Annotated in this window: 25 protein-coding genes and 1 tRNA gene; 13 read left to right on the forward strand and 13 right to left on the reverse strand. The window is 72.3% G+C overall.

The features are described 5' to 3' along the window. Nucleotides 1–53: 53 nt before the first annotated feature. On the reverse strand, nucleotides 54–407 hold the full coding sequence (locus LCD33_RS00685; RefSeq protein WP_224959888.1) for a nuclear transport factor 2 family protein: 354 nt from the start codon (nucleotides 405–407) through the stop codon (nucleotides 54–56). A 187-nt stretch (nucleotides 408–594) separates the two neighbouring features. On the opposite strand from LCD33_RS00685, the gene LCD33_RS00690 reads away from it, so the two are divergent. The 3 genes from LCD33_RS00690 (at nucleotide 595) to LCD33_RS00700 (ending at nucleotide 3,912) form a co-directional block, all read left to right on the forward strand. Beyond that, nucleotides 595–1,395, forward strand: a complete 801-nt coding sequence (locus LCD33_RS00690; protein ID WP_224967370.1) for a helix-turn-helix transcriptional regulator — start codon at nucleotides 595–597, stop codon at nucleotides 1,393–1,395. Nucleotides 1,396–1,713: 318 nt separating this feature from the next. Continuing rightward, nucleotides 1,714–2,919, forward strand: a complete 1,206-nt coding sequence (locus LCD33_RS00695) for an MFS transporter (RefSeq protein ID WP_224959886.1) — start codon at nucleotides 1,714–1,716, stop codon at nucleotides 2,917–2,919. 30 nt (nucleotides 2,920–2,949) lie between these two features. Further along, nucleotides 2,950–3,912 (forward strand): NADP-dependent oxidoreductase, encoded by a 963-nt coding sequence (locus LCD33_RS00700; protein ID WP_224959884.1) that lies wholly within the window; start codon nucleotides 2,950–2,952, stop codon nucleotides 3,910–3,912. Between the two features lie 301 nt (nucleotides 3,913–4,213). On the opposite strand, the gene LCD33_RS00705 is transcribed toward LCD33_RS00700, so the two are convergent. The 5 genes from LCD33_RS00705 to LCD33_RS00730 form a co-directional block, all read right to left on the reverse strand. Further along, complete coding sequence (locus LCD33_RS00705) at nucleotides 4,214–4,909, reverse strand: cytochrome P450 (RefSeq protein ID WP_224959882.1); 696 nt, start codon at nucleotides 4,907–4,909, stop codon at nucleotides 4,214–4,216. Beyond that, nucleotides 4,903–5,418 carry a cytochrome P450 gene (locus LCD33_RS00710; protein ID WP_224959880.1) on the reverse strand — a complete coding sequence of 172 codons (516 nt, stop codon included), beginning with the start codon at nucleotides 5,416–5,418 and terminating at the stop codon, nucleotides 4,903–4,905. Before LCD33_RS00710 ends, LCD33_RS00705 begins: the two co-directional genes overlap by 7 nt. Before the next feature lie 500 nt (nucleotides 5,419–5,918). Then, entirely contained in the window at nucleotides 5,919–6,983 is a 1,065-nt protein-coding gene (locus LCD33_RS00720; RefSeq protein WP_224959898.1) for a multicopper oxidase family protein, read from the reverse strand. Nucleotides 6,984–7,045: 62 nt separating this feature from the next. Further along, entirely contained in the window at nucleotides 7,046–7,738 is a 693-nt protein-coding gene (locus LCD33_RS00725) for a multicopper oxidase domain-containing protein (RefSeq protein ID WP_224959878.1), read from the reverse strand. Nucleotides 7,739–8,034: 296 nt separating this feature from the next. After that, nucleotides 8,035–9,021 carry an MsnO8 family LLM class oxidoreductase gene (locus tag LCD33_RS00730; protein ID WP_224959876.1) on the reverse strand — a complete coding sequence of 329 codons (987 nt, stop codon included), beginning with the start codon at nucleotides 9,019–9,021 and terminating at the stop codon, nucleotides 8,035–8,037. A gap of 166 nt (nucleotides 9,022–9,187) precedes the next feature. On the opposite strand from LCD33_RS00730, the gene LCD33_RS00735 reads away from it, so the two are divergent. Then, nucleotides 9,188–10,504, forward strand: a complete 1,317-nt coding sequence (locus tag LCD33_RS00735; protein WP_224959874.1) for an MFS transporter — start codon at nucleotides 9,188–9,190, stop codon at nucleotides 10,502–10,504. A 180-nt stretch (nucleotides 10,505–10,684) separates the two neighbouring features. After that, on the forward strand, nucleotides 10,685–11,140 hold the full coding sequence (locus LCD33_RS00740) for a DUF1707 domain-containing protein (RefSeq protein WP_224959872.1): 456 nt from the start codon (nucleotides 10,685–10,687) through the stop codon (nucleotides 11,138–11,140). Nucleotides 11,141–11,145: 5 nt separating this feature from the next. On the opposite strand, the gene LCD33_RS00745 is transcribed toward LCD33_RS00740, so the two are convergent. Beyond that, nucleotides 11,146–11,613: an NUDIX domain-containing protein gene (locus tag LCD33_RS00745; RefSeq protein ID WP_224959871.1), complete on the reverse strand. Its 468-nt coding sequence runs from the start codon at nucleotides 11,611–11,613 to the stop codon at nucleotides 11,146–11,148. Nucleotides 11,614–11,649: 36 nt separating this feature from the next. Between LCD33_RS00745 and LCD33_RS00750 the strand changes: the two genes are divergently transcribed. Beyond that, entirely contained in the window at nucleotides 11,650–12,708 is a 1,059-nt protein-coding gene (locus tag LCD33_RS00750) for a DNA polymerase IV (RefSeq protein WP_224977401.1), read from the forward strand. 58 nt (nucleotides 12,709–12,766) lie between these two features. Continuing rightward, nucleotides 12,767–12,840 (forward strand) — tRNA-Pro (locus tag LCD33_RS00755). 191 nt (nucleotides 12,841–13,031) lie between these two features. Here the strand turns inward: LCD33_RS00755 and LCD33_RS00760 are convergent. Further along, nucleotides 13,032–14,060, reverse strand: a complete 1,029-nt coding sequence (locus LCD33_RS00760; protein WP_224959869.1) for an aldo/keto reductase — start codon at nucleotides 14,058–14,060, stop codon at nucleotides 13,032–13,034. A 302-nt stretch (nucleotides 14,061–14,362) separates the two neighbouring features. Between LCD33_RS00760 and LCD33_RS00765 the strand changes: the two genes are divergently transcribed. The 4 genes from LCD33_RS00765 to LCD33_RS00780 all read left to right on the forward strand — a co-directional run bounded on the left by LCD33_RS00765 (nucleotide 14,363) and on the right by LCD33_RS00780 (nucleotide 20,426). Then, entirely contained in the window at nucleotides 14,363–16,399 is a 2,037-nt protein-coding gene (locus LCD33_RS00765; RefSeq protein WP_224959868.1) for an OPT family oligopeptide transporter, read from the forward strand. An 89-nt stretch (nucleotides 16,400–16,488) separates the two neighbouring features. Next, entirely contained in the window at nucleotides 16,489–17,328 is an 840-nt protein-coding gene (locus LCD33_RS00770; protein ID WP_308011202.1) for an ABC transporter ATP-binding protein, read from the forward strand. Nucleotides 17,329–17,363: 35 nt separating this feature from the next. After that, nucleotides 17,364–18,341 carry an iron-siderophore ABC transporter substrate-binding protein gene (locus LCD33_RS00775; RefSeq protein ID WP_224959867.1) on the forward strand — a complete coding sequence of 326 codons (978 nt, stop codon included), beginning with the start codon at nucleotides 17,364–17,366 and terminating at the stop codon, nucleotides 18,339–18,341. Nucleotides 18,342–18,344: 3 nt separating this feature from the next. After that, complete coding sequence (locus LCD33_RS00780) at nucleotides 18,345–20,426, forward strand: iron ABC transporter permease (RefSeq protein ID WP_224959866.1); 2,082 nt, start codon at nucleotides 18,345–18,347, stop codon at nucleotides 20,424–20,426. 55 nt (nucleotides 20,427–20,481) lie between these two features. Here the strand turns inward: LCD33_RS00780 and LCD33_RS00785 are convergent, their stop codons facing one another. The 3 genes from LCD33_RS00785 to LCD33_RS00795 are packed head-to-tail and all read right to left on the reverse strand — an operon-like array spanning nucleotide 20,482 to nucleotide 23,374. Continuing rightward, the gene (locus LCD33_RS00785; RefSeq protein WP_224959865.1) at nucleotides 20,482–21,105 is read right to left on the reverse strand and encodes a lactate utilization protein C; all 624 of its coding nucleotides are present in this window, start codon (nucleotides 21,103–21,105) and stop codon (nucleotides 20,482–20,484) included. Further along, nucleotides 21,102–22,610 carry a lactate utilization protein B gene (locus LCD33_RS00790; RefSeq protein ID WP_374108106.1) on the reverse strand — a complete coding sequence of 503 codons (1,509 nt, stop codon included), beginning with the start codon at nucleotides 22,608–22,610 and terminating at the stop codon, nucleotides 21,102–21,104. Before LCD33_RS00790 ends, LCD33_RS00785 begins: the two co-directional genes overlap by 4 nt. After that, nucleotides 22,607–23,374 (reverse strand): (Fe-S)-binding protein, encoded by a 768-nt coding sequence (locus tag LCD33_RS00795; protein WP_224959863.1) that lies wholly within the window; start codon nucleotides 23,372–23,374, stop codon nucleotides 22,607–22,609. Before LCD33_RS00795 ends, LCD33_RS00790 begins: the two co-directional genes overlap by 4 nt. A gap of 148 nt (nucleotides 23,375–23,522) precedes the next feature. Between LCD33_RS00795 and LCD33_RS29270 the strand changes: the two genes are divergently transcribed. Beyond that, nucleotides 23,523–24,224: a FadR/GntR family transcriptional regulator gene (locus LCD33_RS29270; protein ID WP_224959861.1), complete on the forward strand. Its 702-nt coding sequence runs from the start codon at nucleotides 23,523–23,525 to the stop codon at nucleotides 24,222–24,224. An 88-nt stretch (nucleotides 24,225–24,312) separates the two neighbouring features. Here the strand turns inward: LCD33_RS29270 and lexA are convergent, their stop codons facing one another. Beyond that, nucleotides 24,313–24,975 (reverse strand): transcriptional repressor LexA, encoded by a 663-nt coding sequence (gene lexA, locus LCD33_RS00805; protein ID WP_224959859.1) that lies wholly within the window; start codon nucleotides 24,973–24,975, stop codon nucleotides 24,313–24,315. A gap of 78 nt (nucleotides 24,976–25,053) precedes the next feature. On the opposite strand from lexA, the gene LCD33_RS00810 reads away from it, so the two are divergent. After that, nucleotides 25,054–25,386 (forward strand): phosphotransferase, encoded by a 333-nt coding sequence (locus tag LCD33_RS00810; RefSeq protein ID WP_224959857.1) that lies wholly within the window; start codon nucleotides 25,054–25,056, stop codon nucleotides 25,384–25,386. On the opposite strand, the gene LCD33_RS00815 is transcribed toward LCD33_RS00810, so the two are convergent. Then, nucleotides 25,367–25,819, reverse strand: coding sequence for a PaaI family thioesterase (locus LCD33_RS00815; RefSeq protein ID WP_224959855.1), 453 nt, complete (start codon nucleotides 25,817–25,819; stop codon nucleotides 25,367–25,369). The genes LCD33_RS00810 and LCD33_RS00815 overlap by 20 nt on opposite strands. Between the last annotated feature and the right edge of the window lie 147 nt (nucleotides 25,820–25,966).

A 25,966-nucleotide genomic window follows, 5' to 3' on the forward strand; every position in this document is an offset into this window, starting at 1 on the left:
TACATCACGGTGCCTTCGCGCAGCCGTTGGCGCAGTTCAGGGGCTGCGTGCGCTCAGTTGTAGAGCGGGGCGAGGTCGGCGTAGACCTGGGAGACGCTCACCAGGTCGCCGTCGAAGACCAGGACGTTGCAGACGGGCAGGGTGACCGCCTTGCCGTCCTTGCGGTGGTACTCGATGTCGAACTGCACGGTGACGGTGTCGCCGCTCTCGTGCATCGCGAGGATGTGGTGGCTGACGCCCTCGATCGTGTCCCAGAAAGCCATCGTCGCCTTCTTCACGTTCTCCCGTCCGATGACGGGCTCGGTGTTCGCGAAGACGGATTTCACGTCGGGCGTGAGGTGCGCGACGAAGGCGTCGGCGTCGTGGCGGTCCGCGGCGGCGACGAGCGAAGCGATGTCGCGGGTCATGGCGTACTCCATCCTTACGTTCTCAGGTGGCCCGGCAGGGCCGGATGTGTTCTGGGGTGCTCGTTCAGGCTTCCGTCCGGCGCGCGCGATAGGCAGGCCGGGATCTGCCGGGGAGCGGTTAGCGGGGGGTACGACAGGGCCCCCTTCAACGGGTGTGTCACGGTGACGGCGGCGCAACACTGGACGCATGGCATCCGAGCAGCACAGCAGCGGTGACGAGCTGGGGCGCTTCCTGCGCGCCCGCCGCACCCAGACCAGCCCGCAGAGCGCGGGTCTGTCCCCTGGCCCCGGCGTGCGCCGCACTCCCGGGCTGCGCCGCGAGGAGCTGGCCACCCTGGCCGGGGTGAGCATCGACTACTACACACGTCTGGAGCGCGGCAAGGAGACGCGTCCCAGCCCCGCTGTCATCGATTCCCTGGCTCGGGCCCTGCACTTGGACGAGGCCGAGCATCAGCGCCTGCGTGCCCTGGCGGTACGTGCCGCCCGCTACGTGCCCGAGCCGGCGCCCGCTCCCAGTCGTAGCGTGCGTCCGCACGTGAAACTGATGCTGGAGGCGCTGCGTCCGAACCCGGCCTACGTCCTCAGCCGCAGCATGGACGTCCTGGCTCACAACCCTGGTGGGCTCGCCCTCTACCCGGGTCTGGCCGAGTGGCCCGCCAAGCAGCGCAACCTGGCCCGCTACCTGTTCCTGCATCCGTCCGGACGGGAGATCTTCCCCGACTGGGACGACCAGATCCGCGGGTGCGTCGCCCGCCTGCGGGCCCTTGCCGGCACCGACCCCGACGCCCCGGACCTGGCCCAGCTCGTGGGCGAGCTCCTGCTCAAGAGCGAGGACTTCGCCAGGCTGTGGGAGCGCTACGAAGTCACTGGCCGCAAGAACCCGTCCAAGACCTTCCGGCATCCCCAGGTCGGCACCGTCACCCTCTCCTTCCAAGGCATGGCCCTCGAGGGCAGTCCCGGACACCGCATGGCCGTCTACACCGCCTAGCCCGGCACCCCCGACCACGACGCCGTGCTCCTGCTCGACATGACCGCACACGGCTCGCCCGACTCCTCGCGCGAAGGCACTACGCGTCAGCAGAGCTGACCGGCCTCCTTCCGCCCCTCGCCACCGGCTGCGCACCGGGCTCGTCACCCACGTGCGGACTCCTTGGACGGCGCTCGCCTGCCGCGAGCCGTGACGCGGCCCTGCCGCCGCACCGGAACGGCACGCCCGCCTGCCCTCACCAGTGGTGCCACAGCACCACCTGCCCAGAAAGGACCTCTCGTGACAGGGTCGACCACGCCCTCCACGCCCCACCGCCGGATGACCCCGGCCCGCACGCTCATCTTCGCGATCGTCGCCGGCATGGCCGTCGGCAACCTCTACTGGGCCCAGCCCCTGATCGAGGTCATCGCCTCGTCCCTCGGCGTCTCGTCATCGAGCGCCGCCACGCTGGTCACCGTCACCCAGGTCGGATACGCGCTCGGCATCTTCCTCATCGTGCCGCTCGGCGACGTCCTCAACCGGCGCCGCCTCATACCGCTCATCCTCGCCGTGTCCGCCGCGACACTCCTCAGCGCTGCGCTGGCGCCCTCGTTCGGGGCGCTTCTCACGGCCCTCGGCGGGGTCGGACTGACCACCGTCGGCGCGCAGCTGCTGACCCCGCTGGCCAGTGAGCTGGCCGAGCCCGAGCGACGCGGCCGGGTGGTCGGTGCGGTCGCTTCCGGCTCCTTGATCGGCATCCTGCTCTCCCGCACGATCAGCGGCTTCGTCGCTGACCTGTTCGGCTGGCGGGCGATCTACGGGATGGCCGCTGCGGTGACCCTCGTTCTCGCCGCCGTGCTCCGCACCGTCATCCCGTCCCTCGAACCCCGCGAACCCGTTCCTTATCCGCGTCTTCTGGGCTCGGTGTTCACCGCGATGTCCCAGCATCGCGCGGTCGGTCCGACCCTGGCGATCTGCGCCGCGAGCTTCGCCGTGTTCTCCATGTTCTGGACGTCTCTGACCTACCTGCTGACCGCACCGCCGTTCTCGTTCTCCGTCAGCCGGATCGGCCTGCTCGGCCTGGCCGGCTTGGCCGGAGCCCTCGCCGCACGTCGCGCCGGCGCCCTGCACGACCGCGGCTGGTCCGTACCGGCCACCGGAATCGCCCTGACTCTGCTGGGCCTGTCCCTGACAGCCGCCTGGGCGGGCAGCGGTTCCATCGTGGCCCTGATCGTGGTCGTCATCGCGCTCGACATCGCCGCCCAGTCCATCGTCGTCCTCGGGCAGACCCGGCTGTTCGCGCTGCCCGGATCAGCGCGCAGCAGGCTCAATACGGCCTTCGTCGTCAGCAACTTCCTCGGCGGAGCGCTCGGATCGGCGGTCGCCGGTCCGCTGTGGACCGCGGGCGGCTGGGCCGCGGTCATGACCGCTTCCCTGGTCATCATGGTGGCCGGACTCACCGTGTGGGCCGTGGGACGCCGCCGACTCGCGGAGACCGACCCCGAGCCGGACAGTCCAGTCGGGGCATCGACCGCGGCCGGTTGACGTCCGCGCCCGCTGACGAGGAGGAGCACCATGAGCACGAAGATCGTCCAACGCGCCTTCGGCGGACCAGAGTCCCTCGAGCTCGTCGACGTGCCGGCGCCGACCGCGGCCGACCTGGGACCGGGCGACGTGCTCGTCGCCGTCGCCGCGGCCGGGGTCAACCCCATCGATGTCATGACCCGTGAGGGCGGCGGCATGGCCGCGGCCGGGATCATCGAGCTGCCGTTCACGCCCGGCTGGGACGTCGCTGGCACCGTCGCGGCGGTCGGCGCCGACGTGACGGGCCTCGAGCTCGGCCAGCGCGTCCTCGGGCTGGCGCGGTTCCCGCGCGAAGGCGGCGCGTACGCCGAGCACGCGGTCGTCCCCGCCGACGACCTCGTGCCGGCGCCGGAGAACCTCGCCGACGAGCAGGCCGGGGCGCTGCCGATGGCGGCGATGACCGCCTGGCAGGCCTTCGCCGACACGACCTCGGTCGGGCCGGGCCAGCGCGTGCACATCACCGGTGCCGGAGGAGGCGTCGGCCACCTCGCCGTCCAGATCGCCCACCGACTCGGCGGGCACGTCGTCGCCGTCGCCAGCGAGGGCAAGCACGACTGGCTGAAGAGCCTCGGCGCGGACGAGACGGTCGACTACCGCGACCCCGAGGCCATGGCAGTCCTGGTGGGCACCGCCGACGTCGCGCTCAGCCTCGCCGCCGGCTCCCGCGCGACGGCGCTGCGGGCGGTGCGCCCCGGTGGGACGCTCGTCGCCCTCGGCGGCGGGGCCGGCGACCTCGAGGCGGAGGCCGGGCAGGCCGGCGTCCGGTTCGCCGCGACCCACGTCCGCACCCAGCGGGGGTGGCTCGAGAGCGTCGTCGACCTGGCCGCGAAGGGCGAGTTGGTGCCGACCGTTTCAGCAGCCTTCGCCCTCGCCGAAGCAGCCGACGCGCACCGCGCGGTCGAGTCGGGCCACAGCACCGGCAAGGTCGTCCTGCTCACCACGCCCCAGCACTGACCACGCACGAGTCGTCGTTGCCTCGCTGAGGTGTCGCGGTGACCGGCCTGACACGCGTCAGCGAGGTGGCCCTCGCCGCGCTCTGCTCTGCAAGCTGCGTGCGGACTCTTCCGGCGAGTACTCCAGCACGCGGACCGGCGTTCAGCACGCTGCGCGAACGACCTGATGGCCATCGGCGCCTGCGGTCGGTGGTCGTGAAGATCGTGGTGGGGGACGAACTCGCCGCAGCGGACGAGCGTCACCGCGACCGGGAAGTGGCGCGTCAAATGAGCGTTGCAGCGCAGGAACCGTCGCGCCCGGTTCAAGCACCGTGCAGCAAGACTGGGAACTCCCGCAAGTCGTTCTGGGTGAGCACGGGCTGGTTCCGCACCTGCTCCGCGGGCACAGCCGCGCGCATCAAGGGGAATCGTGCGAACAGCGCGGGAAGCGCGATACCGGCCTCCATTCGGGACAGTCCTGCTCCTCCGGGGCAGATGTGCGGCCCGTGGCCGAAGGTCATGTGCCTGGCCGTTCCGGTGCGGTCGATGCGGAACTCGTCCGCGTCCGGTCCGTGATGTCCGTCGTCCCGGCCGATCGCCCGGTAGGACATCACGACACCATCGCCTTCGCGGATCACCTCGCCGCCCACTTCGATGTCCGCGGTGGCGAATCGCATCAGCAGGTGCGAGATCGGCGTGTCCCAGCGCAGGGTCTCCTCGATGGCCGCATCCCAGCCGACTTCGCCCGCCAGCACCAGGCGCAACTGATCGGGGTGGGCGAGCAGTGCCCGCACCGCGTTGAGGATCAAGCTGATCGTGGTCTCGTGCCCCGCGGCCACCATCGCTTTGAGGTTGCCGAGAACTTCCTGTTCGGTGAGCGGTTCGCCGCCCTCCTCCGTCACGATCAGCGCGCTGGTGAGGTCACCGGACGGCTCGGCGGCGCGCGCCCGGACCAGCTCGAGGAAGATGTCGTCGAGTTCGGCGATGACCGCCAGCCGTTCCTCCTGCGGCGTCAGCATCGAGAAGAACGCCTTGTAGAGCGCGTGCAGCCGGGGGCGTAGCTCTGCGGGTACCCCGACAGCGCGCTGATCACCGCCATCGGTAGTGGCTGCGCGAACAGCTCTTTGATGTCGACCGGTTCGTGCGAGTCTCGGGCGGAGAGCTCGTCGAGCAGTTCGCCGACGACGTTAGTGATCAACGGCCGGATGTTCTCCAGACGCCGCGGTGTGACCGCCTGCGCGGTTTTCGCGCGGAGTCGCCGGTGTTCGTCCCCGTCCACTGTGAACATCGAGTGACCGGCGTCGATCATGCCGATCAGCGGCCAGGCGCGGGTGACCGCACCGGTGCGCCACAGCCTCCACCGCCCGATGTCCTTGACCAGCCGCGAGTCGGTGAGCAGCCGCTTGGCTTCGGCATGCCGGACGACCGACCACGCGGGCACACCGAGCAGCTCGACTCGCACGAGCGGGCCTGCCGCGCGCAACCTACGCGTCTCGGCGTCGAGATCGCGTACCAACGGATCGATCACGATCGGATCGGTACTGCTCGTCGGTTCATCGAACGGGTCTGACGCGGAAGATCTCATGGCGCCCCCTCGGGCACCGGACCCGCGCGGAAGCCGAATGCGTGGCCATACGACCGCGTTCACCGTAGCGCCGGACGCATCTGCGCGAGTGCGTTTCGCGGTATTCGGCAGCAGTTCGGACGCCTCCGGGGCGAGGTGGGATCAAAGGATGGTCGCACAACGCTACTGGGGGGGAGCGGTCGATCTCTTCCTCGTCGAGCATGAGCCACTTGAAGAACTGGTGCAGGCATTTCTGCTTGTTCACCGCGGTCGAGGCCGGGCGGGTTTCGATGATCCCGGCTTGGAAGGCTTCGATGTCGGCCGTGGTGTTCTCGGCGGCGTCGTCGGCGTCGGGGGAGTGCTCGGCGACGTAGCGGGCGAGCTGGGTGGCGGCCGGCAGGTAGTTGTGGCGGGTGGTCTCCGGGTGGTTGCCGGAGCGCGGTGCGCGGTCCCAGTCGCCGCGCTCACGCTCCGCGGTAGGGCTCGTGCGGGTGCGAGCCCGGGTGCGGGTGGAAGCGGGCGATCTCCGGCGGGTGCACGACGAACGGGCGCATCATGCCTTCGTCCTCGTGGTCGAGGATGTGGCAGTGGTACATGAACTGGCCGGTGGACGCACCGAACCGCGCCAGCACGCTGACCCACTCCCCACCGCCGACGACGGTGGTGTCCTTGCGCCCGCGCTCGAAGTCCTCCAGCGGAACGTCGGTGAACCCGTCGGCCGGGGACCGGGTTCCGCCGAGCGCCACGTCGAAGTCGGCGGTGAAGCGGCGACGCGCCTGGATCCGGAACTGCACCAGGTGGACGTGCATCGGGTGCGGCGGCCCGCCGAAGCTGATGAAGTTCCACTCGACGACGGCATCATGCGCGATGAAGACGCTGACCGTGTCGTCGAACAGCGACGCGACCTGCCGGAAGGTGCGGGTTCGCCCGGTCCGCGGATCGGTCACCTGCACCACTCCCGCGGCGGGCAGCGGTGGCACCTCGTGCGCGGCGAGCTCGCGCAGTTCCCACAGCTGCGGGTGCGCCTCGCCGCCGGTGCCGGGCGGCACGAGCCCGACCCACACCTGGTCGTGCTCCCCGGGCAGGTGTGCGATGCGCTCCGGTCCCGCGGAGAACACGTCGGGCAGCCGCGAGGTGTCCTGCGCCCGCCCGCCGCGCACCCGGAACTGCATGACGCCCGGTTCGAGCGGGGCGTCGGCGGCGGTGTTGGTCAGCCGCAACCGCCCCCGCACCCGCCCGAAGTCCACGACGAGGTCGGCGCGTTCGGCGGGAGCCAGCACGAGCCCGTCCGCGGGCAGCGGGACCGGCCGGGGCAGCAGCCCGCCGTCGGTGCCGATCTGGCGCACCACGGCGTTCTCCGACGCGCCGTCGGCGTCGATCAGGTTCAGCCGGTAGAACCGGGCGTTCGAGGTGTTGACCACGCGGAACCGGTAGGCGGCCGCGTCGACCTCCAGGTGCGGCCAGATCATCCCGTTCACCAGGGTGAACGGGCCGGTGAACGGGATCATCGCGGTACCGATCGCAGGCACCTTGAACAACAGCCGCCCGGTGAGCTCGCCCGCGGCGTCGGTGTCCAGGTTCCGGTCGCAGATCAGCAGCGGGACCTCCCGCTCCCCGTCCGGCAGCCCCAGCGCCCGCTCCCGGTCGTCGCGGAGGAGGTACGCGCCGAACAGTCCGGCGTGACGTTCCAGCGCGTGACGGCCATCGCGTGGTCGTGGTACCAGAGCGCCGCGGCGGCCTGCCGGTTCGGGTGTTCGGTGAGCTGGGAGTGCCCGCGCAGCACGGCGTTGTGCGCCCACCCGTCGCTGCCCGCGTTCGCGTCGGCGCCGTGCAGGTGCGTCACCAGCCAGGCGGGCAGTTCGGCGACGCCGTCGACGAACGCGGCGCCGTCCGCGGGACTGCCGTCCGGATTCCGCGGGTAGCCGGGCCGGTTCGCGGGCAGTTCCTCCGGCGGGGTGCCCGCTGGTGGCTGCGGCACCCGCACGGCGGTGAGCGGCATCGTCCCGGTGATCTCGTTGGTCCACGCCACGCGCAGCATCCGGTCCCGCCGCACCTCGATCGTCGGGCCGGGGAAGTGCCCGTCGTAGGTCCACAGCACCGTTTCCGGCAGTTCGCCGTGCAACCGGGCGCGGGCGGTGATCGCCCGGATCGTCAGGTCCGCGTCGCAGCCGTGCGCGGTCGGCCGCAGCACCGGGGGAACCGGCAGCGGGTCCAGGAACTTCGTCAGCCCGAACGTCGGGCCGCGGAATTCGGCCACCGACGGCCGCGTCGAGATCTCCACCATGGTTCCCCCTGGTCCAGTGCGGGAACCGCGGCGCCTCCCCGAGATCCCCGTTCCCGCGCGGCTGATCGCGAATTCCGCGCTCCCCTGGAACGGCGATCCCACGCCGCGGCCCGCGGGCGGCCCCGGAAACCGCCCGCAGGTGCTCAGTGGACCGGAGGATTCCGTTGGCGCACAAGGCATCGGGACCGATGATCACCCGCTAGCGGCAAGGTGATCACTCGAACGGGAGCCGCCAGCCCGAATCCTCCGCCGCGCCACGGGTTCCGGCCGGGACGATCTCCGGGATCTCGGTCCCGTCACGGCATCAGCCGGGACAACCGCCGGTACGAGTCGAGCAGCGCCTCCTCGTCGTAGCCGCTGGTCGTGATCAGCAGCTCGTCCGCCCCCACGTCGTCCAGCGCGGACTGCAACTGGTCGGCGACCTCCGCCTCGGTGCCGTGCACGTGACCGCGCATCGCCCGTTCGAACTGCTCGGCCTCCCGCCGGTCCAAGTCCCGGGCCAGCACGTCCTCCGCGGGCTCCAGCGGCGGGAAGACGCCGTGCACGCGGGAGCTCGCCGTCGCCCACGCCTCCGGCACCAGCAACCGCCGCGCCCGCTCGGTCGTGGCGGCGACCGCGACGGAACGGGACAGCACCACGTGCGGGCGCCGCGACCACGGTGACGGCCGGAAGCGCTCGCGGTAGCCGCGGACCGCGCGCCGCAGCGCCTCGTCGCCGCGCACCGCCGCGATCACCAGCGGCAACCCGGCGGCGGCCGCGTGCTCGGCGCCCGCGCCGGTGGCCAGCACGAACACCGGCAGGCGCAGCCCGGTCGCGGGCATCGCGCGCACCGCCGCCTCCGGGCCGCCGGTGAAGTGGCCGAGCAGTTCGTCGAGCTGCTCGGCGAACCGGTCCGCGGACTCGCGGCCGTGGCCGAGGGCTTCGCGGACCGCGGCGGTGAACCCGACCGAGCGCCCCACGCCGAGGTCGATGCGCCCCGGGTGCAGCGACTCGAGCACGCCGAACTGCTCGGCGACGACCAGCGGCCGGTGGTTCGGCAACATCACCCCACCGGTGCCCACCCGGATGTGCGAGGTCGCCGCGGCCACTGCCGCGGCGAGCACCGCGGGCGCGGAACCGGCCACGCCGGGCACCCCGTGGTGCTCGGCCACCCAGAACCGGTGGTAGCCCAGCCGCTCGGCCTCGGTCGCGAACCGGACGGTGCGGCGCAGGGATTCCGCCGGGCTCCGTCCGCGGAGCACGAGCGAGCGGTCCAGCACGGAGAAGCGCAGCGGGGTCGTCACACCACTCCCAACACCGCCGCGCACGAGCTCGATTCCGCACCGGACCGGTCCCGTGGCCGATCCCACGTCCACCGAATGGGACTCGCTTCCCGCTAGTTGGGCAGCGAGGGTTACCCTGCGTGTGCTCACTTCTGGTCTGAACGTGTGAACAGGGAGGTTCCGGACCATGGCGGTCGGCCACGTTCCCGGTGACGTCGCGGATGGCACCGCGCCGCGCAATTCCACTCGCCAAGTCGTGGTGGCCAGCCTCGTCGGGACCTCGATCGAGTTCTACGACTTCTACGTCTACGCCACCGCCGCCGTGCTGGTGTTCCCCAAGCTGTTCTTCCCCGCGGGCGACCCCACCGCGGCGACGCTGCAGTCGCTGGCCACCTTCGCCATCGCCTTCATCGCCCGCCCGGTCGGCTCCGCGCTGTTCGGGCACTTCGGCGACCGCATCGGCCGCAAGTCCACGCTCGTCGCCTCGCTGCTGACGATGGGCGTCTCGACCGTCGTCATCGGGCTGCTGCCCGGCTACGCCTCCATCGGCGTCGCCGCCCCGCTGCTGCTGGCGCTGTGCCGGTTCGGCCAGGGCCTCGGCCTCGGCGGCGAGTGGGGTGGCGCGGCGCTGCTGGCCACCGAGAACGCTCCCGCGCGCAAGCGGGCCTTCTTCGGGACCTTCCCACAGCTGGGCGCCCCCATCGGCTTCTTCGTCGCGAACGGCCTGTTCCTGCTGCTGTCCGAGACGATGGACGACGCCACGTTCCTCGCCTGGGGCTGGCGGGTGCCGTTCCTGGCCTCCGCGATCCTCGTCGTCGTCGGGCTGTGGGTGCGGCTGAGCCTGCACGAGACGCCCGCGTTCGCGAAGGTCGTCGAATCCGGTGCGCGCGCCAAGGTGCCGTTCGTGCAGGTGTTCCGCACCGGGCTGAAGGGCCTGGTGCTGGGCACGTTCATCATGCTGGCGACCTACGTGCTGTTCTACCTGATGACCGTGTTCACCCTGTCCTACGGGACTTCGGAGGCCGGGCTCGGCTACAGCCGTTCCGAGTTCCTGGTGTTCCTGCTGATCGGCGTCGTGTTCTTCGGACTGACGGTGCCGGTGGCCGGTCTGCTGGCCGACAAGTTCGGCCGCCGCCCCACGCTGCTGATCATCACCGCCGCGATCATCGCGTTCGGACTGCTGATGGGCCCGTGGTTCGGCGCGGGTTCGCTGCCCGCGGTGCTGAGCTTCCTCGTCGTCGGGCTCGGGTTGATGGGCCTGACGTTCGGCCCGATGGGCGCGGTGCTGCCCGAGCTGTTCCCGACCGCGGTGCGGTACACGGGGGCGTCGGTGTCCTACAACCTGGCGAGCCTGCTCGGCGCGTCCGTGGCGCCGTACATCGCGACGTGGCTGGCCGGCTCCTACGGCGTCGGCTGGGTCGGGGTGTACCTGGCGGCGATGGGTGCGCTGACGTTCATCGCGCTGCTGCTGAGCCGGGAGACGCGGGACGCCGCGCTGGACTGACCGAGCTCGTCGTGGGGGCCCCTCCGCACCGGAGGGGCCGTCGGTCGTTCAGCCGATTTCCGCCGCACCGATCCGGCTTTCCGGCCGAGGCGTCCCGGCCCCAAGTCCGATCCAGCACCCACCACCACCGCCCTAGCCTCGAACCCGGCCGGCCGATCTCCGGCGGCACGAGGATTCGAGGTGAGCGCAGTGACCCACGTGGACGTTCCCGCCCAGGACGGCGGCATCCGCCTGTCGGACGCCGACCGGGCGGAGGGCATGCGGCTGCTCAACGAGCAGGTCGCGGCGGGATGCCTCACGTCCGAGGAGTTCGCCGATTGCGCCATCCAGCTGGAACAGGCCCGCACCCGCGCCGAACTGCTCGCGCCGTTCCGCGACCTCCCGCAGCCGCACCCCCGCTTCGACGACACCGTCCCGGCGGAGCGCCCCACGGCGGTCCCCGCGGCCGAGCCGGCCCGCCCGGCCCCGCACCTGCGCTACCTGATCACCGCCGTCGTGGCCCCCTGCGCGATCGTCGGCACGCTCACGGGACTGGAGTCGGCCGCGTCCGAACCGTCGCGGCTGCTGCAGGCCTCGCTCGTCGTGGCCGGGCTGTACCTCGTGCAGCTCGTCGCCGGGTACCTCTCGGCGCGCTGACCCGATCAGTCCAGGCCGAGCGCGCGCAGCAGCCGGGGCACGAACTCGGCCTGCGCCGCCACCAACTTCCGCTGCGCCGCGTCCGGGTCGAACCACTCCGCCCGGTCGACCTCCGGGAAGGTCGTGGTCCGACCGGAACGCGGCGGCCACGGCAGCTCGACCTCGTTGCTGCGCAGCTCCGCCACGTCGAAGTCACCGGCCGCGGCCCACGCGGTCACGACCTTGCCGCCCTTCTGCCGGACCTCCCCGAGCTCCACCAGCGCGCTGGTGTCCGGCCGGAACCCGGTCTCCTCCTCGAACTCCCGCAGCGCGGCCGCCAGCGGTTCCTCGCCGGAGTCGTACTCGCCCTTGGGCAGCGACCAGGCGCCTGAGTCCTTGTTCCGCCAGAACGGGCCGCCCGGGTGCACCAGCAGCACCTCCGGGGAACCCGCCCGCATCCGGTGCAGCAGGATGCCCGCGCTGCGCTTCGCCATCCGGCGACCGTACCGCCGAGCGCGCACGCTGGGGACGTGGAGCGGGTGGTGCTGCACGTGGACCTCGACCAGTTCATCGTCGCCGTGGAACTGCTGCGGCGCCCCGAACTGCGCGGCCGGCCCGTCCTCGTCGGCGGTACCGGAGACCCCACCCGCCGCGGCGTCGTCGCCGGATCCTCCTACGAAGCACGGGAATCGGGCGTCCGATCCGGCACCCCGCTGCGCACCGCCGCGAAGCGCTGCCCCGGCGCGGTGTTCCTGCCGCTGGCCGCCGACGCCTGCCCCGCGGCGCCCGAGACCTACTACGCGGCGCTGCGCGAACGCTCCGACACCGTGGAGGAAGCGGGCTGGGACGAGGCGTACCTGCTGCTCGACACCGACGACGCGACCCGCACCGCCGCCGAACTGCGCGCCCACGTGCACGCGCGCACCGGTCTGAGCTGCTCGGTGGGCATCGGCGACAACAAGCTCCGCGCCAAGACCGCTTCCGGCTTCGCCAAACCCGCGACCGGAACCGGCGTGTTCCGCCTCGACCGGTCCAACTGGGCGCACGTCATGGACGGTCTGCCCGTCGACGCGCTGCGCGGCATCGGCCGCCGCACCGCCGCGAAGCTCGGCACCCACGGCCTGCGCACCGTCGGCGAGCTCGCCGCCGCCGACCCGTCCGCGCTCGCCGAGACCTTCGGCCCCCGCAACGGACCCTGGCTCGTCGCCGTCGCCCGCGGCTACGACCCCACCCCGGTCGACCCGGCGCCGTACCGTCCCCGCTCCTACGGTCGCGAGATCACCTTCCAGGAGGACGTCACCGACCCGGAACGGCTGCGCGCCGAACTCACCCGCCTCGCCGCTCTGGTCGCCGCCGACCTCGCCGAGCACGACCTGCTCGCCGGACGCGTCGTCGTCAAGGTCCGCGACTCCCGCTTCCGCACCCGCAGCCACGCGCACCGCCTCGCCGGCCCCACCCGTTCCGCGGAAGCCCTCGCCGCTGCCTCCCGCGAAGCACTCACCGCGCTTCCCCGCGATCGCCCCACCCGCCTCATCGGCACCCGAGCAGAGCTCCTGACCAGCGCAGATCCGGTAAAGGAGGGGGGATGAAGATCCTCTGCGTACGGTGCGCTAAGCTTTCCATACACCGCAAGACAGCGGGTGTGGCCGGGACGTGGCGCAGCTTGGTAGCGCACTTGACTGGGGGTCAAGGGGTCGTGGGTTCGAATCCCGCCGTCCCGACGGTCTAGAGGGCCTTCGCAGATCAGACACTGCGAAGGCCCTCTTTTCATGCTCTTGGTCGGTTCTTCGAAGTCGAGCACGCCGTTGCTGGACCCCTGACTTCGGAGGTTTCCGATGCCCATTCTCGATCTTGATCGGCGCACCGGGGCACTGTCCCCGACGCGGACCGGATTCCTGGCCGCGGTAGGGGTTCAGGCAGCGCTGCGGGTGGTGGCGGGCCGGCGGCGTCGCGCGGGGTCGGTGATCGCCGGCGGGGTGTAGGCCATGTCCAGGGCGCCGACGTCGGCGCCCGGCGGGACGATCGCGTCGATCCGGTCCAGGACGTCGTCGGACAGGGTGGTGTCCAGCCCGTCGAGGAGATCGCGCAGGTGCTCCGTGGTCCGCGGACCGATGATCGCTGAGGTGACGCCGGGGTGCGCGATGGTGAACGCGACGGCCAGGTGGGACAGCGGCATGCCCGCGTCGGCGGCGAGCGGGATCAGCTGTTCCACGACGTCGAGGCGGTGTTCGTCGGACAGGTGCGCGAAGCCGAAGTTCGCCCGGCGCGAATCGGGCGCCGTGCCCTTCCGGTACCGCCCGGTCAACATGCCTTGCGCCAACGGGCTCCACACCAGGGCGCCCACGCCGTACTGCTCGCACACGGGGAGCACGTCGCGTTCGATGCCGCGGTTGAGCAGCGAGTACGGCGGTTGCTCGGTCCGCATCCGGTGCAGCCCGCGCCGCTCGGCGACCCACTGGGCCTGCACGATCTCGTGCGCGGGCGTGGTGGAGGAGCCGAACGCCCGGATCTTGCCCGCGCGCACCAGGTCGGTGAGCGCGGACAGGGTCTCCTCGACGTCGGTCGCCGGATCGGGCCGGTGCATCTGGTAGAGGTCGATGTGGTCGGTGCCCAGCCTGCGCAGCGAGCCTTCGACGGCCCGGGTGATCCAGCGGCGCGAATTGCCCCGCGCGTTCGGGTCGTCGCTCATGGCCCCGTGCGCCTTGGTGGCCAGCACGACGTCGTCCCGGCGGTGGGCGAGGGCCTTGCCGACGATCTCCTCGGATTCGCCGCGGGCGTAGACGTCGGCGGTGTCGATGAAGTTGATGCCCGCGTCCAGCGCCGTGTGGATGATGCGGGTGCAGTCGTCGTGATCGGGGTTTCCGAGCGCTCCGAACATCATCGCGCCCAGCGCGTAGGGGCTGACCTTGATGCCGGTGCCGCCCAGCGTGCGGTACTCCACGGGGGTCCTCTCGGTGGGTGCGGCACTCCCGCCGCACAATCGGAACCTTGTTCCGGAACAACGATACGGAACCACGTTCCGGATCGCAACGCAGGTGGTGTCGGTTGGGTGCGCGACGCCCCGATCGGGCCGGTGCGGCGAATGCGGCCCGTCGGCGTTCCGGGAAAATGCCGCATTCGTGGTCGCATGTCCGAGATCGGTGGTGTTCCGGATAACGGATCGGTGGACATCGGGCCGGTTCGGGCCGGTCCCGGGGATAGGTTCAGACCTCGTCGCACCCTCGAGAACGGATTGGCCGCAGCATGAAGCCGACGAGCGCGGAGCACGAACCCCACGTACCGGCGAGCTCGACTCCGCGCGAGATCACCGCCAAGGCCGTCGTCCTCGGCATCGTCCTCGCGGCGATCCTCGCCGGGGCCAACGCCTACCTGGGGCTGAAGGTCGGGCTGACCGTGTCGGCCTCGATCCCGGCGGCCGTGATCTCGATGGCGGTGCTGCGGCTGCTGCGCGGATCGACGGTGGTGGAGAACAACATCGTCCAGACCGCGGCCTCGGCCGGTGAGTCGCTCGCCGCGGGCGTGATCTTCACGCTGCCCGCGCTGGTGCTGCTGGGCTATTGGGACGGGTTCCCATTCCTGCCGGTCGCGACGATCGCGCTGTGCGGCGGGGTGCTGGGCGTGCTGTTCACCGTGCCGCTGCGGCGCGCGCTCATCGTGGAGAAACCGCTGCGGTTCCCGGAGGGCGTCGCCACGGCCGAAGTGCTCAAGGCCGGTGAGCGCGGCGGGCGCAGCGCGGTGCACATCACCGTCGCGGGGCTCGCCGGGGCGCTGCTGAAGTTCCTGCAGAGCGGGCTGGGCCTGGTGTCGTCCACGGTGACCGGGTCGGTGAAGGCCGGTGGGGTCGTGGTCGGGCTCGGCAGCGAGCTGGGCGTGGCGCTGCTGGGCGTCGGCTACATCGTCGGGCTGAACATCGCGTTCCTGGTGTTCCTCGGCGGCGGACTCGCCTGGTTCGCGGGGATCCCGCTGTACATGGTGTTCGCGGACCCGGCGCAGCTGCACTCGATCGTCGGGGACGCGACCGGCTACGACGCGGCGGAAGCGGTGTGGGACGAGAAGATCCGCTACCTCGGCGTCGGCGCGATGGCCGTCGGCGGGGTGTGGGCGCTGCTGTCGGTGGTGCGGCCGATGATCGCCAGCATCCGGTCCTCGGTGGCCGCGGTGCGCGCCCAGCGCGGTGGGGGAGCGGCGGACGTGCCGCGCACCGAGCGGGACATCCCGGCGAACTGGCTGCTGTACGGGACGCTGGCGATGGCGGTGCCGGTGCTGCTGGTGTTCCTGTTCGTGGTGGACCGCTCGCGGCTGGAGGTCGGCGGCGGCCTGTTCGCCGCGACGATCGCGTTCGGGGTGCTGTTCGCGCTGGTGGCCGGGTTCTTGTTCTCCTCGGTGTCCGGGTACATGACCGGGCTGGTGGGCTCGTCGAACAACCCGGTGTCCGGGGTGACGGTGCTGACGTTGCTGGCGAGTTCGTTGCTGCTGCTGGTGATCCTCGGCGTGCAGATCGACTTCGCGGGGGACGAGGCGAAGGCGACGATCGCCGCGTCGACCGCGGTGCTGATCTCCGGGGTGGTCAGCTGCGCGGCGGCGATCGCCGGGGACAACCTGCACGACCTCAAGACGGGGCACCTGCTCGGGGCGACGCCGTTCAAGCAGCAGGTGATGCTGGTGGTGGGCGTGGTCGTCTCGGCGCTGTGCATCGCGCCGATCCTGTCGGTGCTGTACGCGGCCTACGGGATGGGGAACTCGTTCCCGCGGCCGGGCATGGATCCCTCGGAGTCGTTGCAGGCCCCGCAAGCGGCGTTGATGAGTTCCATCGCGCAGGGCGTCTTCGGCGGCGGCCTGCCGTGGGGGATGATCTGCGGCGGTGGTGTGCTGGCGGTCGCGCTGATCGTCGCGGACCGGCTGCTGGAGCGGCGTGGCGCGGCGTTCCGGACGCCGGTGCTGGCGGTCGCGGTGGGCCTGTACCTGCCGCTGGAGCTGTCGGTGCCGATCTTCGTGGGTGGCGTGATCGCCTACCTGGTGTCCCGCCGCAAGCGCGGTTCGGAGTCCGGCGGCGGGCCGGGGCTGCTGTTCGCCTCGGGGCTGATCACCGGTGAGGCGCTGGTGGGGATCGTGCTGGCCATCCCGTTCGCCATCGCGCAGAGCGCCGACGTGTTCGCGATCAGCCCGGCGGCGCTGGGGATGTCGGAGGCGTCGTTCTCGGTGCTCACCGACGTGCTCGGGGTGGCGGCGTTCGTGTTCTTCGTGCTGTGGCTGTACCGGACGGCGCGCAAGGCGGAGTGATCCCGCCGGCCGGGCGCGGCCGTTCGGGTGACTGTGCTGGTGACCACGGGGCCTTGTGGGTTAGGCAAGCCTGTCTTTAATGTTCGGCTGTGTCCCCGAACTCATCGCAGCAACCGGCCGGCGTGCGCGCCCGCGAAGTGGACGTCGCCTACGGCCGCGACGTCGTCGTGCACGGCGCGTCGATCTCCCTGGTCGCGGGGGAGGTGACCGTGCTGATCGGGCCGAACGGCAGCGGGAAGTCGACGCTGCTGCGCGCCCTCGCGCGGCTGCACCCGCCGGTCGCCGGTGCCGTGTCGTTCGCCGACGGCGCCGAGCTGCGCGCGCTGTCCGGCAAGGACCTGGCCCGCCGGATCACCCTGCTCTCGCAGCAGCGCACCGCGCCGGGCGGGTTGAGCGTGCGGGAGCTGGTGGAGTTCGGCAGGCATCCGCACCGCTCGCGCTGGGGCGGCCGCGACCCGGAGGGGCCGGCCGCGGTGGAGCGCGCGATGGCGCTGACCGGTCTCGCGGGCATCGCCGACCGGCCGGTGCAGGCGCTCTCCGGCGGGCAGGCGCAGCGGGTGTGGCTGGCGAGCTGCTTGGCCCAGGACACCGAACTGGTGCTGCTGGACGAGCCGACGACCTTCCTCGACCTGCGCTACCAGGTGGAGATCCTCGACGTGATCCGCGAACTCGCCGACGAGCACGGCGTCGGCGTGGGTGTCGTGCTGCACGACCTCGACCAGGCGGCGGCGGTCGCCGACCGGGTGCTGCTGCTGGAGGACGGGCGGGTCGCCGCGGAGGGCGCGCCGGACGAGGTGCTGACCTCGGCGAACCTCACCCGCGCCTACGGCATCCAGGTGGACGTCGAGGTCGATCCCGCGGACGGGTGCATCCGCACGCGCGCCGTCGGCCGCTTCAACACTTCCGGCGTTCGCGCCCCCTCGGCCTGACCGGCGCCGCCGGTCACCCTCCAGGTAGGAGAATCATGCGCAGGACCAGAGCGATCATCGGGCTGTGCGCGGCCGCCGCGTTCTTCGCGGCGGGTTGCGGCACCACCGAGCAGGCAGGTGGCCGGGAGAAGTCGGCGAGCGGCGGTGATCCGGTGACGGTCGTCGACTCCCGCGGCGAGGAGGTCACCCTCGACGGGCCCGCGAAGCGGGTCGCGGCCACCGAGTGGAACGGCACCGAGAGCCTGGTGTCCCTCGGCGTCATGCCCGTCGGAGTGTCCGATGTGGACGGTTACGGCAAGTGGGTGGGTGCGGCGCCGCTGGACGGCACCGCCAAGGACCTCGGCACCCGCGGGGAGCCGAGCCTCGACGCGCTCGGCGCACTGGACCTGGACCTGGTGGTCGTCACCGACAGCCTCAGCGAAGGGGCGCTGGCGCAGGTCGAGCAGATCGCGCCGGTGGTCGTGATCAAGGGCGGCGGTGCACCGGACCCGATCGGCACCATGTTCGAGAACCTGGACCTGATCGCGAAGGCGACCGGCACCGAGGACGCCGCCGCCCGGTTGCGCACCGAGTTCGACGCGAAGATCGCCGAAGGCCGCACCGCGGTCGAGCGGGCCGGTGCGCTGGACGACCCGGTCGCGTTCTCCGACGCCTACGTGACCTCCGGTGAGGTGAGCATCCGCCCGTTCGCGAAGGGCTCGCTGGTCTCCGAGGTGTTCGACCGCATCGGTCTGCGCAATCCGTGGCCGATGGCGGGCGACCCGGACTACGGGCTCGCCTCCGCCGACGTGGAAGGGCTCACCCAGCTGCCCGACGTGCGGTTCTGGTACGAGGCCAACGGTTCGGAGACCGACGCTTACGGCGAGGAGCTGCGGGACAACGCGATCTGGAAGAACCTGCCGTTCGTGCGCAGCGGCAAGGTGCAGCGGCTGCCCGATTCGCTGTGGATGTTCGGCGGGCCGAAGTCCATGGAGCAGTACGTCGACGCCGCGATCGCGGCGCTGAAGGCGTAGTCCGTGACGACGCTCGTCCGTCCACCCGCCCCGCCGGTCGCGGTCATCCGGCGGGGCGGGCCGCTGGTGCTGCTGGTGGTGGGGCTGGCCGCGCTGGTCGTGCTGGGCGCCGCGGTGCACCTCACCCAGGGCACGTCCAGCGTGGACTTCGGCGCGCTGCTGCACCTGGTGCTCGGCGGCGGCACCGACACCACCGCGGCCGTGGTGGTGGAGTCGCGGTTGCCGCGGCTGCTCACAGCGCTGCTGGTCGGCGCGGCCCTCGGCATCGCGGGGGCGGTGCTGCAATCGGTGGCGCGCAACGTGATGGCCTCCCCGGACACGCTCGCCGTGGACGCGGGCGCGCACCTGGCGATCGTCGCGGTCGCCGCGTTCGGCGTCTCGTTCCCGGTGCTGGGCACCACGGCGATCGCGTTCGTCGGCGGGCTCGCCGCGGCCCTGCTGGTGATCTCGCTGTCCGGCATGGGCGGCACCGGGATCGTGCGGCTGGTGCTCGCCGGGACCGCGATCGCGTTCGCGATGCACTCGCTGACCCGGATGTTGCTGCTGCTGTTCGACCAGGAGACGCAGGGGCTGTTCGCCTGGGGTTCCGGCTCGCTCGGGCAGACGGGGCTGGGCGGTATCCGGGCGGTGGCGCCGGTGATGGGCATCGCGCTCGTGCTCCTGCTGCTGCTGTCCCGGCGGCTGGACCTGGTGTACCTCGGCGACGACCACGCGCGGACCCTCGGTGTCCACGTGGGACGGATCCGGTTCGCCTCGATCGCGCTGGCGGTGCTGCTGGCGGCGGCTTCGGTGACCTTGGCGGGCCCGGTGGGGTTCGTCGGGCTCGCCGCGCCCGCGGTGGTGCGGCTGCTGTCCAACCGGGTTCCGGGCCTGCACCGGCACGCGGCGTTGCTGCCGATCTCCGGCGCGATGGGCGTGGTGCTGCTGCTGGGCGCGGACGTGCTGCTGCGGGCGCTGATCGGCGCGCAGACCGCGTTGGAGATTCCCACCGGGGTGGCGACCACGCTGGTCGGCGCGGTGTTCCTGGTAGTGCTGTGCCGCAACATCCGGGTCACCGCGTCCGCCGCGGAGCCGCCGGCGGCGGGTGTCCGCGGCGGCGTGTCGGCCCGGCGGGTTCGGCTGGTCGTCGGAGCGCTGGTGCTGCTGCTGGTCGCGGTGGCGATCGGCGCGGTGCTGCTGGGCGACGTCCTGCTGCTGCTCGGCGACCTGGCGAACTGGGCGAGCGGGCAGGCCGGGCCGATCGTCAGCAACGTGATGTCGAACCGGGTGCCGCGGGTCGTGGCGGCGGTGCTGGCGGGGGCGGCGCTGGCGCTGGCCGGAGCCGCGATCCAGGCGGTGGCGCGGAACCCGCTGGCCGAGCCGGGGATCATCGGCGTCGCGGGCGGTGCCGGGCTCGGCGCGATCACGGTGATCACCCTGTGGTCGGGGGCCGGGTTCTGGGTGCAGGCGGGCGGTGCCGGGCTCGGTGCGGCCGTGGCGACGCTCGTGGTGTTCGCGATGGCGGCGAAGGGCGGTTTCGCCGGGGAACGACTGGTGCTGATCGGCTTCGGCGTCCAGGCGGCCACGCAGGCGCTGGTGACGCTGCTGATCACGCTGTCCGACCCGTGGAACGAGACGAAGGCGCTGACCTGGCTGGGCGGCTCCACCTACGGGCGTTCCTACGAGCACCTGGTGCCGATGGTGCTGGCGCTGCTGGTGCTGGTGCCGGTGCTGGTCCGCGCCCGCGGCGAGCTGGACCTGCTGTCGGTGGACGAGGAGACGCCGCGGGTGCTGGGTGTGCACGTGCCCGGGGCGCGGTTGCTGCTGCTGTGCTGCGCGGTGCTGCTGACCGGTACCGCGGTGGCCGGGGTCGGGGTGATCGCGTTCGTCGGGTTGATCGCGCCGCACGCGGCGCGGGCGATCGTGGGCAGGCGGCACTCCCGGATGTTGCCGGTGGCGGCGCTGCTGGGCGGGGTGCTGGTGTGCGTGGCCGACGTGGTGGGCCGCGCGGCGATCGCCCCGGCGCAGCTGCCCGCCGGGATGATGACGGCGCTGGTCGGCGCGCCGTACTTCGTGTGGTTGCTGCACCGCGACCGCACTCGCTGAGCCCCGCCAGGTGAACGGCCGGGGCGGGCCGTTCACCTGGCCGGTGCGCGCGGAGTCAGGCGTCGAGCAGCAGGACCACGTGCAGGGTCCGCGGCCCGTGGACTCCCTCGACCCGGTCCAGCTCGATGTCCGAGGTCGCCGACGGCCCGCTGATCAGCGTCGTCGGCCGCACCGGGTCGAGCCGCGCCACCGCCTCCGGCACCCCGGCGACCACCGAGGACAGCGCCACCACGCACACGTGCAGGTCGGGGACCAGGGTCAGCGCCCGGCGGCCCTGGTCGGCCGACGAGTCCAGGAAGATCGTGCCGGTCTCCGCGCAGCTCACCGCCGACCCGGTCACCACCCCGTCCAGCTCGTCCAGCCGCGCGGGCGGCACCTCCGCGGAGTCGACGGTGACCTCCCCGTCGAACTCGGCGAGCCACCGGCGGTCCAGCCCGGCGGGGATGCCGATCCGGCGGGCGCCGCGCAGCGCCGTCGCGATCGCGCCCGGCGCCTCGGCGGTGTCGCACTGGTGCACGGAGGCGCGGTAGTCCTCCAGGCGGTCCACGAGCAGTTCCCGCCGCCGTTCCGGGGGCAGCGACCGGCGTCGCCGGTAGTCGCGCGGCACCTGCACGGCGTCGGGCGGGGCGAGGGCGAGCGCGTCGCGCACCCGGCCCAGCACGGTCTCCCGGGCGTTCACCGCGCACCTCCTTCGCGCCGGGCCCGTTCGATCGCGGCCCGGCCTTCGGTGGAGTCCCACCACTGCCGGAACGTCCGCTTCGGCGGCACCGGCAGGTCGCGCGCCGAGGTCCACGCGCTGCCCGGCGGCGGCAGCGCCCGGATCCGCCCGCCGCGCCCTAGCAGCCTGCCGAGCTGCGCCGCGCGCTGCGCCGCCGTCCACCGCCCGGCCGAGGCCATCGCCGCGGAGGCCGCCTTCATCAGCGCCTGCTCGGCGTCGAACCCGGCCTGCTCCACGTGCTGGTGGCGCAGTTCCACCAGCAGCGACGGGATGTCGATCTTCACCGGGCAGGCGTCGAAGCAGGCCCCGCACAGGCTGGAGGCGTAGGGCAGCGAGCCGTTCGGGTCGCCGGACCCGGTGTCCATCCCGGCCAGCTGCGGGGTGAGCACCGCCCCGATCGGCCCCGGGTAGGTCGAGCCGTAGGCGTGCCCGCCGGTCCGCTCGTACACCGGGCACACGTTCAGGCAGGCCGAGCAACGGATGCAGTGCAGCGCCTCGCGCCCGACCTCGTCGGCGAGGGTGGCGGTGCGCCCGTTGTCCAGCAGCACCAGGTGGAACTCGCCCGGTCCGTCGCCGGGGGTGACGCCGGTCCACATCGAGGTGTACGGGTTCATCCGCTCGCCGGTGGAGGAGCGCGGCAGCAGTTGCAGGAAGACTTCGAGGTCCGCGTAGCTGGGGATCAGCTTCTCCAGCCCCATCACGGTGATCAGCGTCTCCGGCATGGTCAGGCACATCCGCCCGTTGCCCTCGGATTCCACGACCGAGAGCGTTCCGGTGTCGGCGACGCCGAAGTTCGCCCCGGAGATCGCGACCCGTGCGCGCATGAACCGGTCGCGCAGGAACCGCCGGGACGCGTCGGCGAGGTGCGCCGGGTCGTCGTCGAGGTCGGGGTCGACGCCGGGCATGGCGCGCAGGAAGATCTCCCGGATCTCCGCGCGGTTGCGGTGGATCGCGGGAACGAGGATGTGCGAGGGCCGGTCCGCGCCGAGCTGCACGATCAGTTCGGCGAGGTCGGTCTCGATGGCGGCGATGCCCTCGTCGGTGAGGTGCTCGTTGAGGCCGATCTCCTGGGTGGCCATCGACTTGACCTTGAGCACTTCCTCGGAGCCGGTGCCGCGGACGAGGCGGGTGACGATCGCGTTGGCCTCGGCGGCGTCGCGTGCCCAGTGCACGGTCCCGCCGCGCGCGGTCACGGCCTGTTCGAACCGCTCCAGGAGTTCCGGCAGCCGGGACAGCACGTCGCGCTTGATCGCGGCGCCGGCGGAGCGCAGCTCCTCCCAGTCGGGCAGTTCGCCGGTGACGGCGATCCGCTTGTCCCGGATGGTGCGGGTGGCCTTGCCGACGTTGCGGCGCAGCTGCGCGTTGCCGAGCTCGGTGCGGGCCGCCGCCGGGAACGGTTCGCTGCCGCGGATGTTGCCGGTTCCGCGCGGCGGAGCGGTGGGCATGCCGAGGAACGTGCCGCTCATGCGAGTGCTCCCTGCTTCGGCGCGATCTTGCGTTCGGTGGTGGCGAGGATCTCGGCGAGGTGCTTGGTGCCGACTCCGGTCTGCAACCGGGACAGGCCACCGCCGATGTGCATCAGGCAGGACGAGTCCCCGGCGGTGCAGTACTCGGCGTCGGTGGCGCCGACGTTGCGCAGCTTGTCCGAGAGCATCGCCGTGGAGGTGTCGGCGTTCTTCAGCGCGAAGGTGCCGCCGAACCCGCAGCACTGGTCGGCTTCGGGCAGTTCCACCAGGTCGATCTCGCGCACGGCGCGCAGCAGCCGCAGCGGCTTGTCCCCGACCCGCAGCATCCGCAGCGAGTGGCAGGTGGGGTGGTAGGTCACCCGGTGCGGGAAGGTCGCGCCGACGTCGACCACGCCGAGGACGTCGACGAGGAACTCGGCGAGCTCGTAGGTCTTCGCCCGGGAGCGCACGACCTGGTCGCGGAGCCCGGGACGGCCGAAGCGCTCGGCGACGATCTCGTGCTGGTGGCGGATGGAGCCGGCGCAGGATCCGGAGGGCACCACCACGGCGTCGATGGACTCGTCGGCGAAGCAGGCCGCGTGGTTCTCGACCAGCGGCAGCGCCTCGCGCTGGTACCCGGTGTTGACGTGCATCTGCCCGCAGCAGGTCTGCGCCTCCGGGAACACCACGTCCTGGCCGAGCCTGCTCAGCAGCAGGGCGGTGGCCTGGATCGCGTCCGGGAACAGCGTGTCGCCGAGGCAGGTGGCGAACAGGGCTACCCGCATGCGTCGGACTCCCTTCGTGTGGTCTGACCACACCGTAGCCGGGGTGGGCGAGTTCGGGAACGGGCGGTGTCCGACCGCCTCCGGTCAGCGTTGCGGCAGTGGGCGGCGCCCGCAACGCGCGGCGCCACGACCTCGATAGGCTCCGAGGGTGGTGAACGCTGGGCCGCGGGCGTGGGAACGGGTGCTCGCGCAGATCGAGGACGACCTGCTGCAGGGCCGGATCGCGCCCGGGCAGCGCCTGCCGGGGGAACGGGCGCTGGCCGAGGAGCTGGGGGTCGGGCGCTCCTCGGTGCGCGAGGCGATGCGGGTGCTGGAGGCGCTGGGCCTGCTGCGCGCCCAGACCGGTTCCGGGCCGGAGGCGGGCGCGGTGATCCTGGCCCGCCCCACCGGCGGCATGAGCGCGCTGCTGCGGTTGCAGGTGGCGGGGCAGGGCTTCCAGGTGCGCGACGTGGTGCGCACCAGGCTCGTGCTGGAGACGGCGTCGGTCACCGAGCTGGCCGGTGCGGCCGCGGAGCTCGCCGCGGCGGAGGAACTGCTCGACGCGATGGACGAGCCGGATCTCGCCCCGGCCGAGTTCCTGGCGCTCGATGCCCAGTTCCACCTGACCCTGGCGCAGGCCGCGGGCAACGAGGTGGTCGCGGTGATGATGTCCGGGCTGCGTGACTCGATCGAGCACTACACCCGCGAGACGGTCCCGCTGCTGGATTCGTGGGCGGCCACCTCGACCCGGTTGCGCGCGGAGCACCGCGAGGTGCTGGCCGCGATCCGGGACGGCGACGGCGCGCTGGCGGGCCGACGGGTCACCGCGCACATCAAGGGCTACTACGCCGACGGCGGCCTGGCGCTCTGAGGTCGGGGTAGCGGGGACGTCGAGGTGGCGGGGACGTCGGGTGGCGGGCCCGCCCCGCCGAGCCCGTCGGGCCGTTCGACGCGGCGGGTCAGACGCTGCGCAGCACGGAGACGACGACGCCGAGGACGGTGGCGTGGTCGCCGTCGATGACCTCGTAGGCCGGGTTCCGCGGCTCCAGCAGCACGTGCCCGTTGCGCTTCCGGTACACCTTCACCGTCGCCTCGTCGTCGAGCAGCGCGGCGACGATCTGCCCCGAGTGCGCTTCGGGCTGCTGCTTGACGATCACGGTGTCCCCGTCGCAGATCGCGGCGTCGATCATCGAGTCACCGCGCACCCGCAGCGCGAACACGGTGCCGCGCCCGGCGAACTCGCGGGGCAGCACGAGGGTGTCGTCGAGGTGCTCGTCGGCGGCGATCGGCGTCCCGGCGGCGATGTCGCCGACCACGGGCACCGTCACCGAGTCCGCGTCGTTCCGCGACGCGGAGGTCTCGCGCAGGAACGCGCGCACGTCGATGGGCCGGGACACGGTGTCGCTGCGCCGCAGGAAGCCCTTGTCCTCCAGGCTCGCCAGGTGCTTGGACACCGAGGAGGTGGAGCGCAGGCCGACGGCCTCGCCGATCTGCCGGGTGCTCGGCGAGTACCCGTGCCGCACCACCCAGTCGCGGATCGTCGCGAGGATCCGCTGCTGGCGCAGCGGCAGCGACGAGGCGTCCAGGTGCTCGAACGGGTCAAGATCGTCGTAGCCGGTCATCCGCCGAATGGTAGATCCCGCCACCCCGAACCCGATCACCGGCACGCCGACGGTCCCGGAGGAGGCAGAATCCTCGGCGTGCCGCCCGCTCCGCTCTCGCCGCCGCTACCCGGGAATCCGGTGCCGCCGCACGGATCGCGGGCGTCGTTCCGCTTGCCGGCGGGTCGCACGCTCGCCAGCGCAGAGCTCGACGGGCCCGCTGCGCGGCTCGTCGACGACGCGCGGGGCCTGTTCGCGGCGGCGGATCCGGTGCTGGTGCACGGGGACTTCCAGTCGGGCAACGCGCTCTGGGCGGACGCCCGGTTGAGCGGCGTCGTCGACTGGGAGGGAGCCGCGTGCGGTCGCCGGCGGCACGCGGAGTGGACCGGCGAGCTGGTGCGGCGCGCGCCGGTCAGGGGGTGGGGAGGATGAGGCAGGTGGTGGTGGCGTGGGCGATCAGCTTGCCCGCCTCGTCGTGGACCTTGCCCTCGGCGGTGGCGGTGCGGCGCCCGGCGTGCACGACGGTGCCTTCGGTGGTGAGGACCTGGCCGTCGGTGCGCGCGGCGCGGATGTAGTTCACCTTGAGCTCCAAGGTGGTGTAGCCGACGCCCGCGGGCAGCGTGGTGTGCACGGCGCAGCCCATCGCCGAGTCCAGCAGCGTCGCGGCGATCCCGCCGTGCACGGTGCCGAGGGGGTTGGCGAAGTCCGGCCGGGTGTCCAGCGAGACCACGATGCGCCCGTGCTCGACCACGTCGAAGCGCATCCCGAGCAGGCCGCCGATGGACGGGGCGCCGTCGAAGGCCCCGGACTGCACCTGGCGCAGCAGTTCCAGTCCGGACGGGGCGGTGGATTCGGTGGTGGACATGGGCTTCTCCTCGGGTGGCGTGCGTTCCGCCGCGATGCTACCGAGCAGTAATTTATGGTCGGGGGTGATGTGTCGCGGATCGCTCGATCCGCTCGACGAGCACCGGGCCGTGCGCTCGCCGAGCAGCGCCGCCGCTCGGGATGGACG

This window comes from Saccharopolyspora sp. 7B (assembly GCF_020177435.1).
Classification (GTDB): Bacteria; Actinomycetota; Actinomycetes; order Mycobacteriales; family Pseudonocardiaceae; genus Saccharopolyspora_C; species Saccharopolyspora_C gregorii.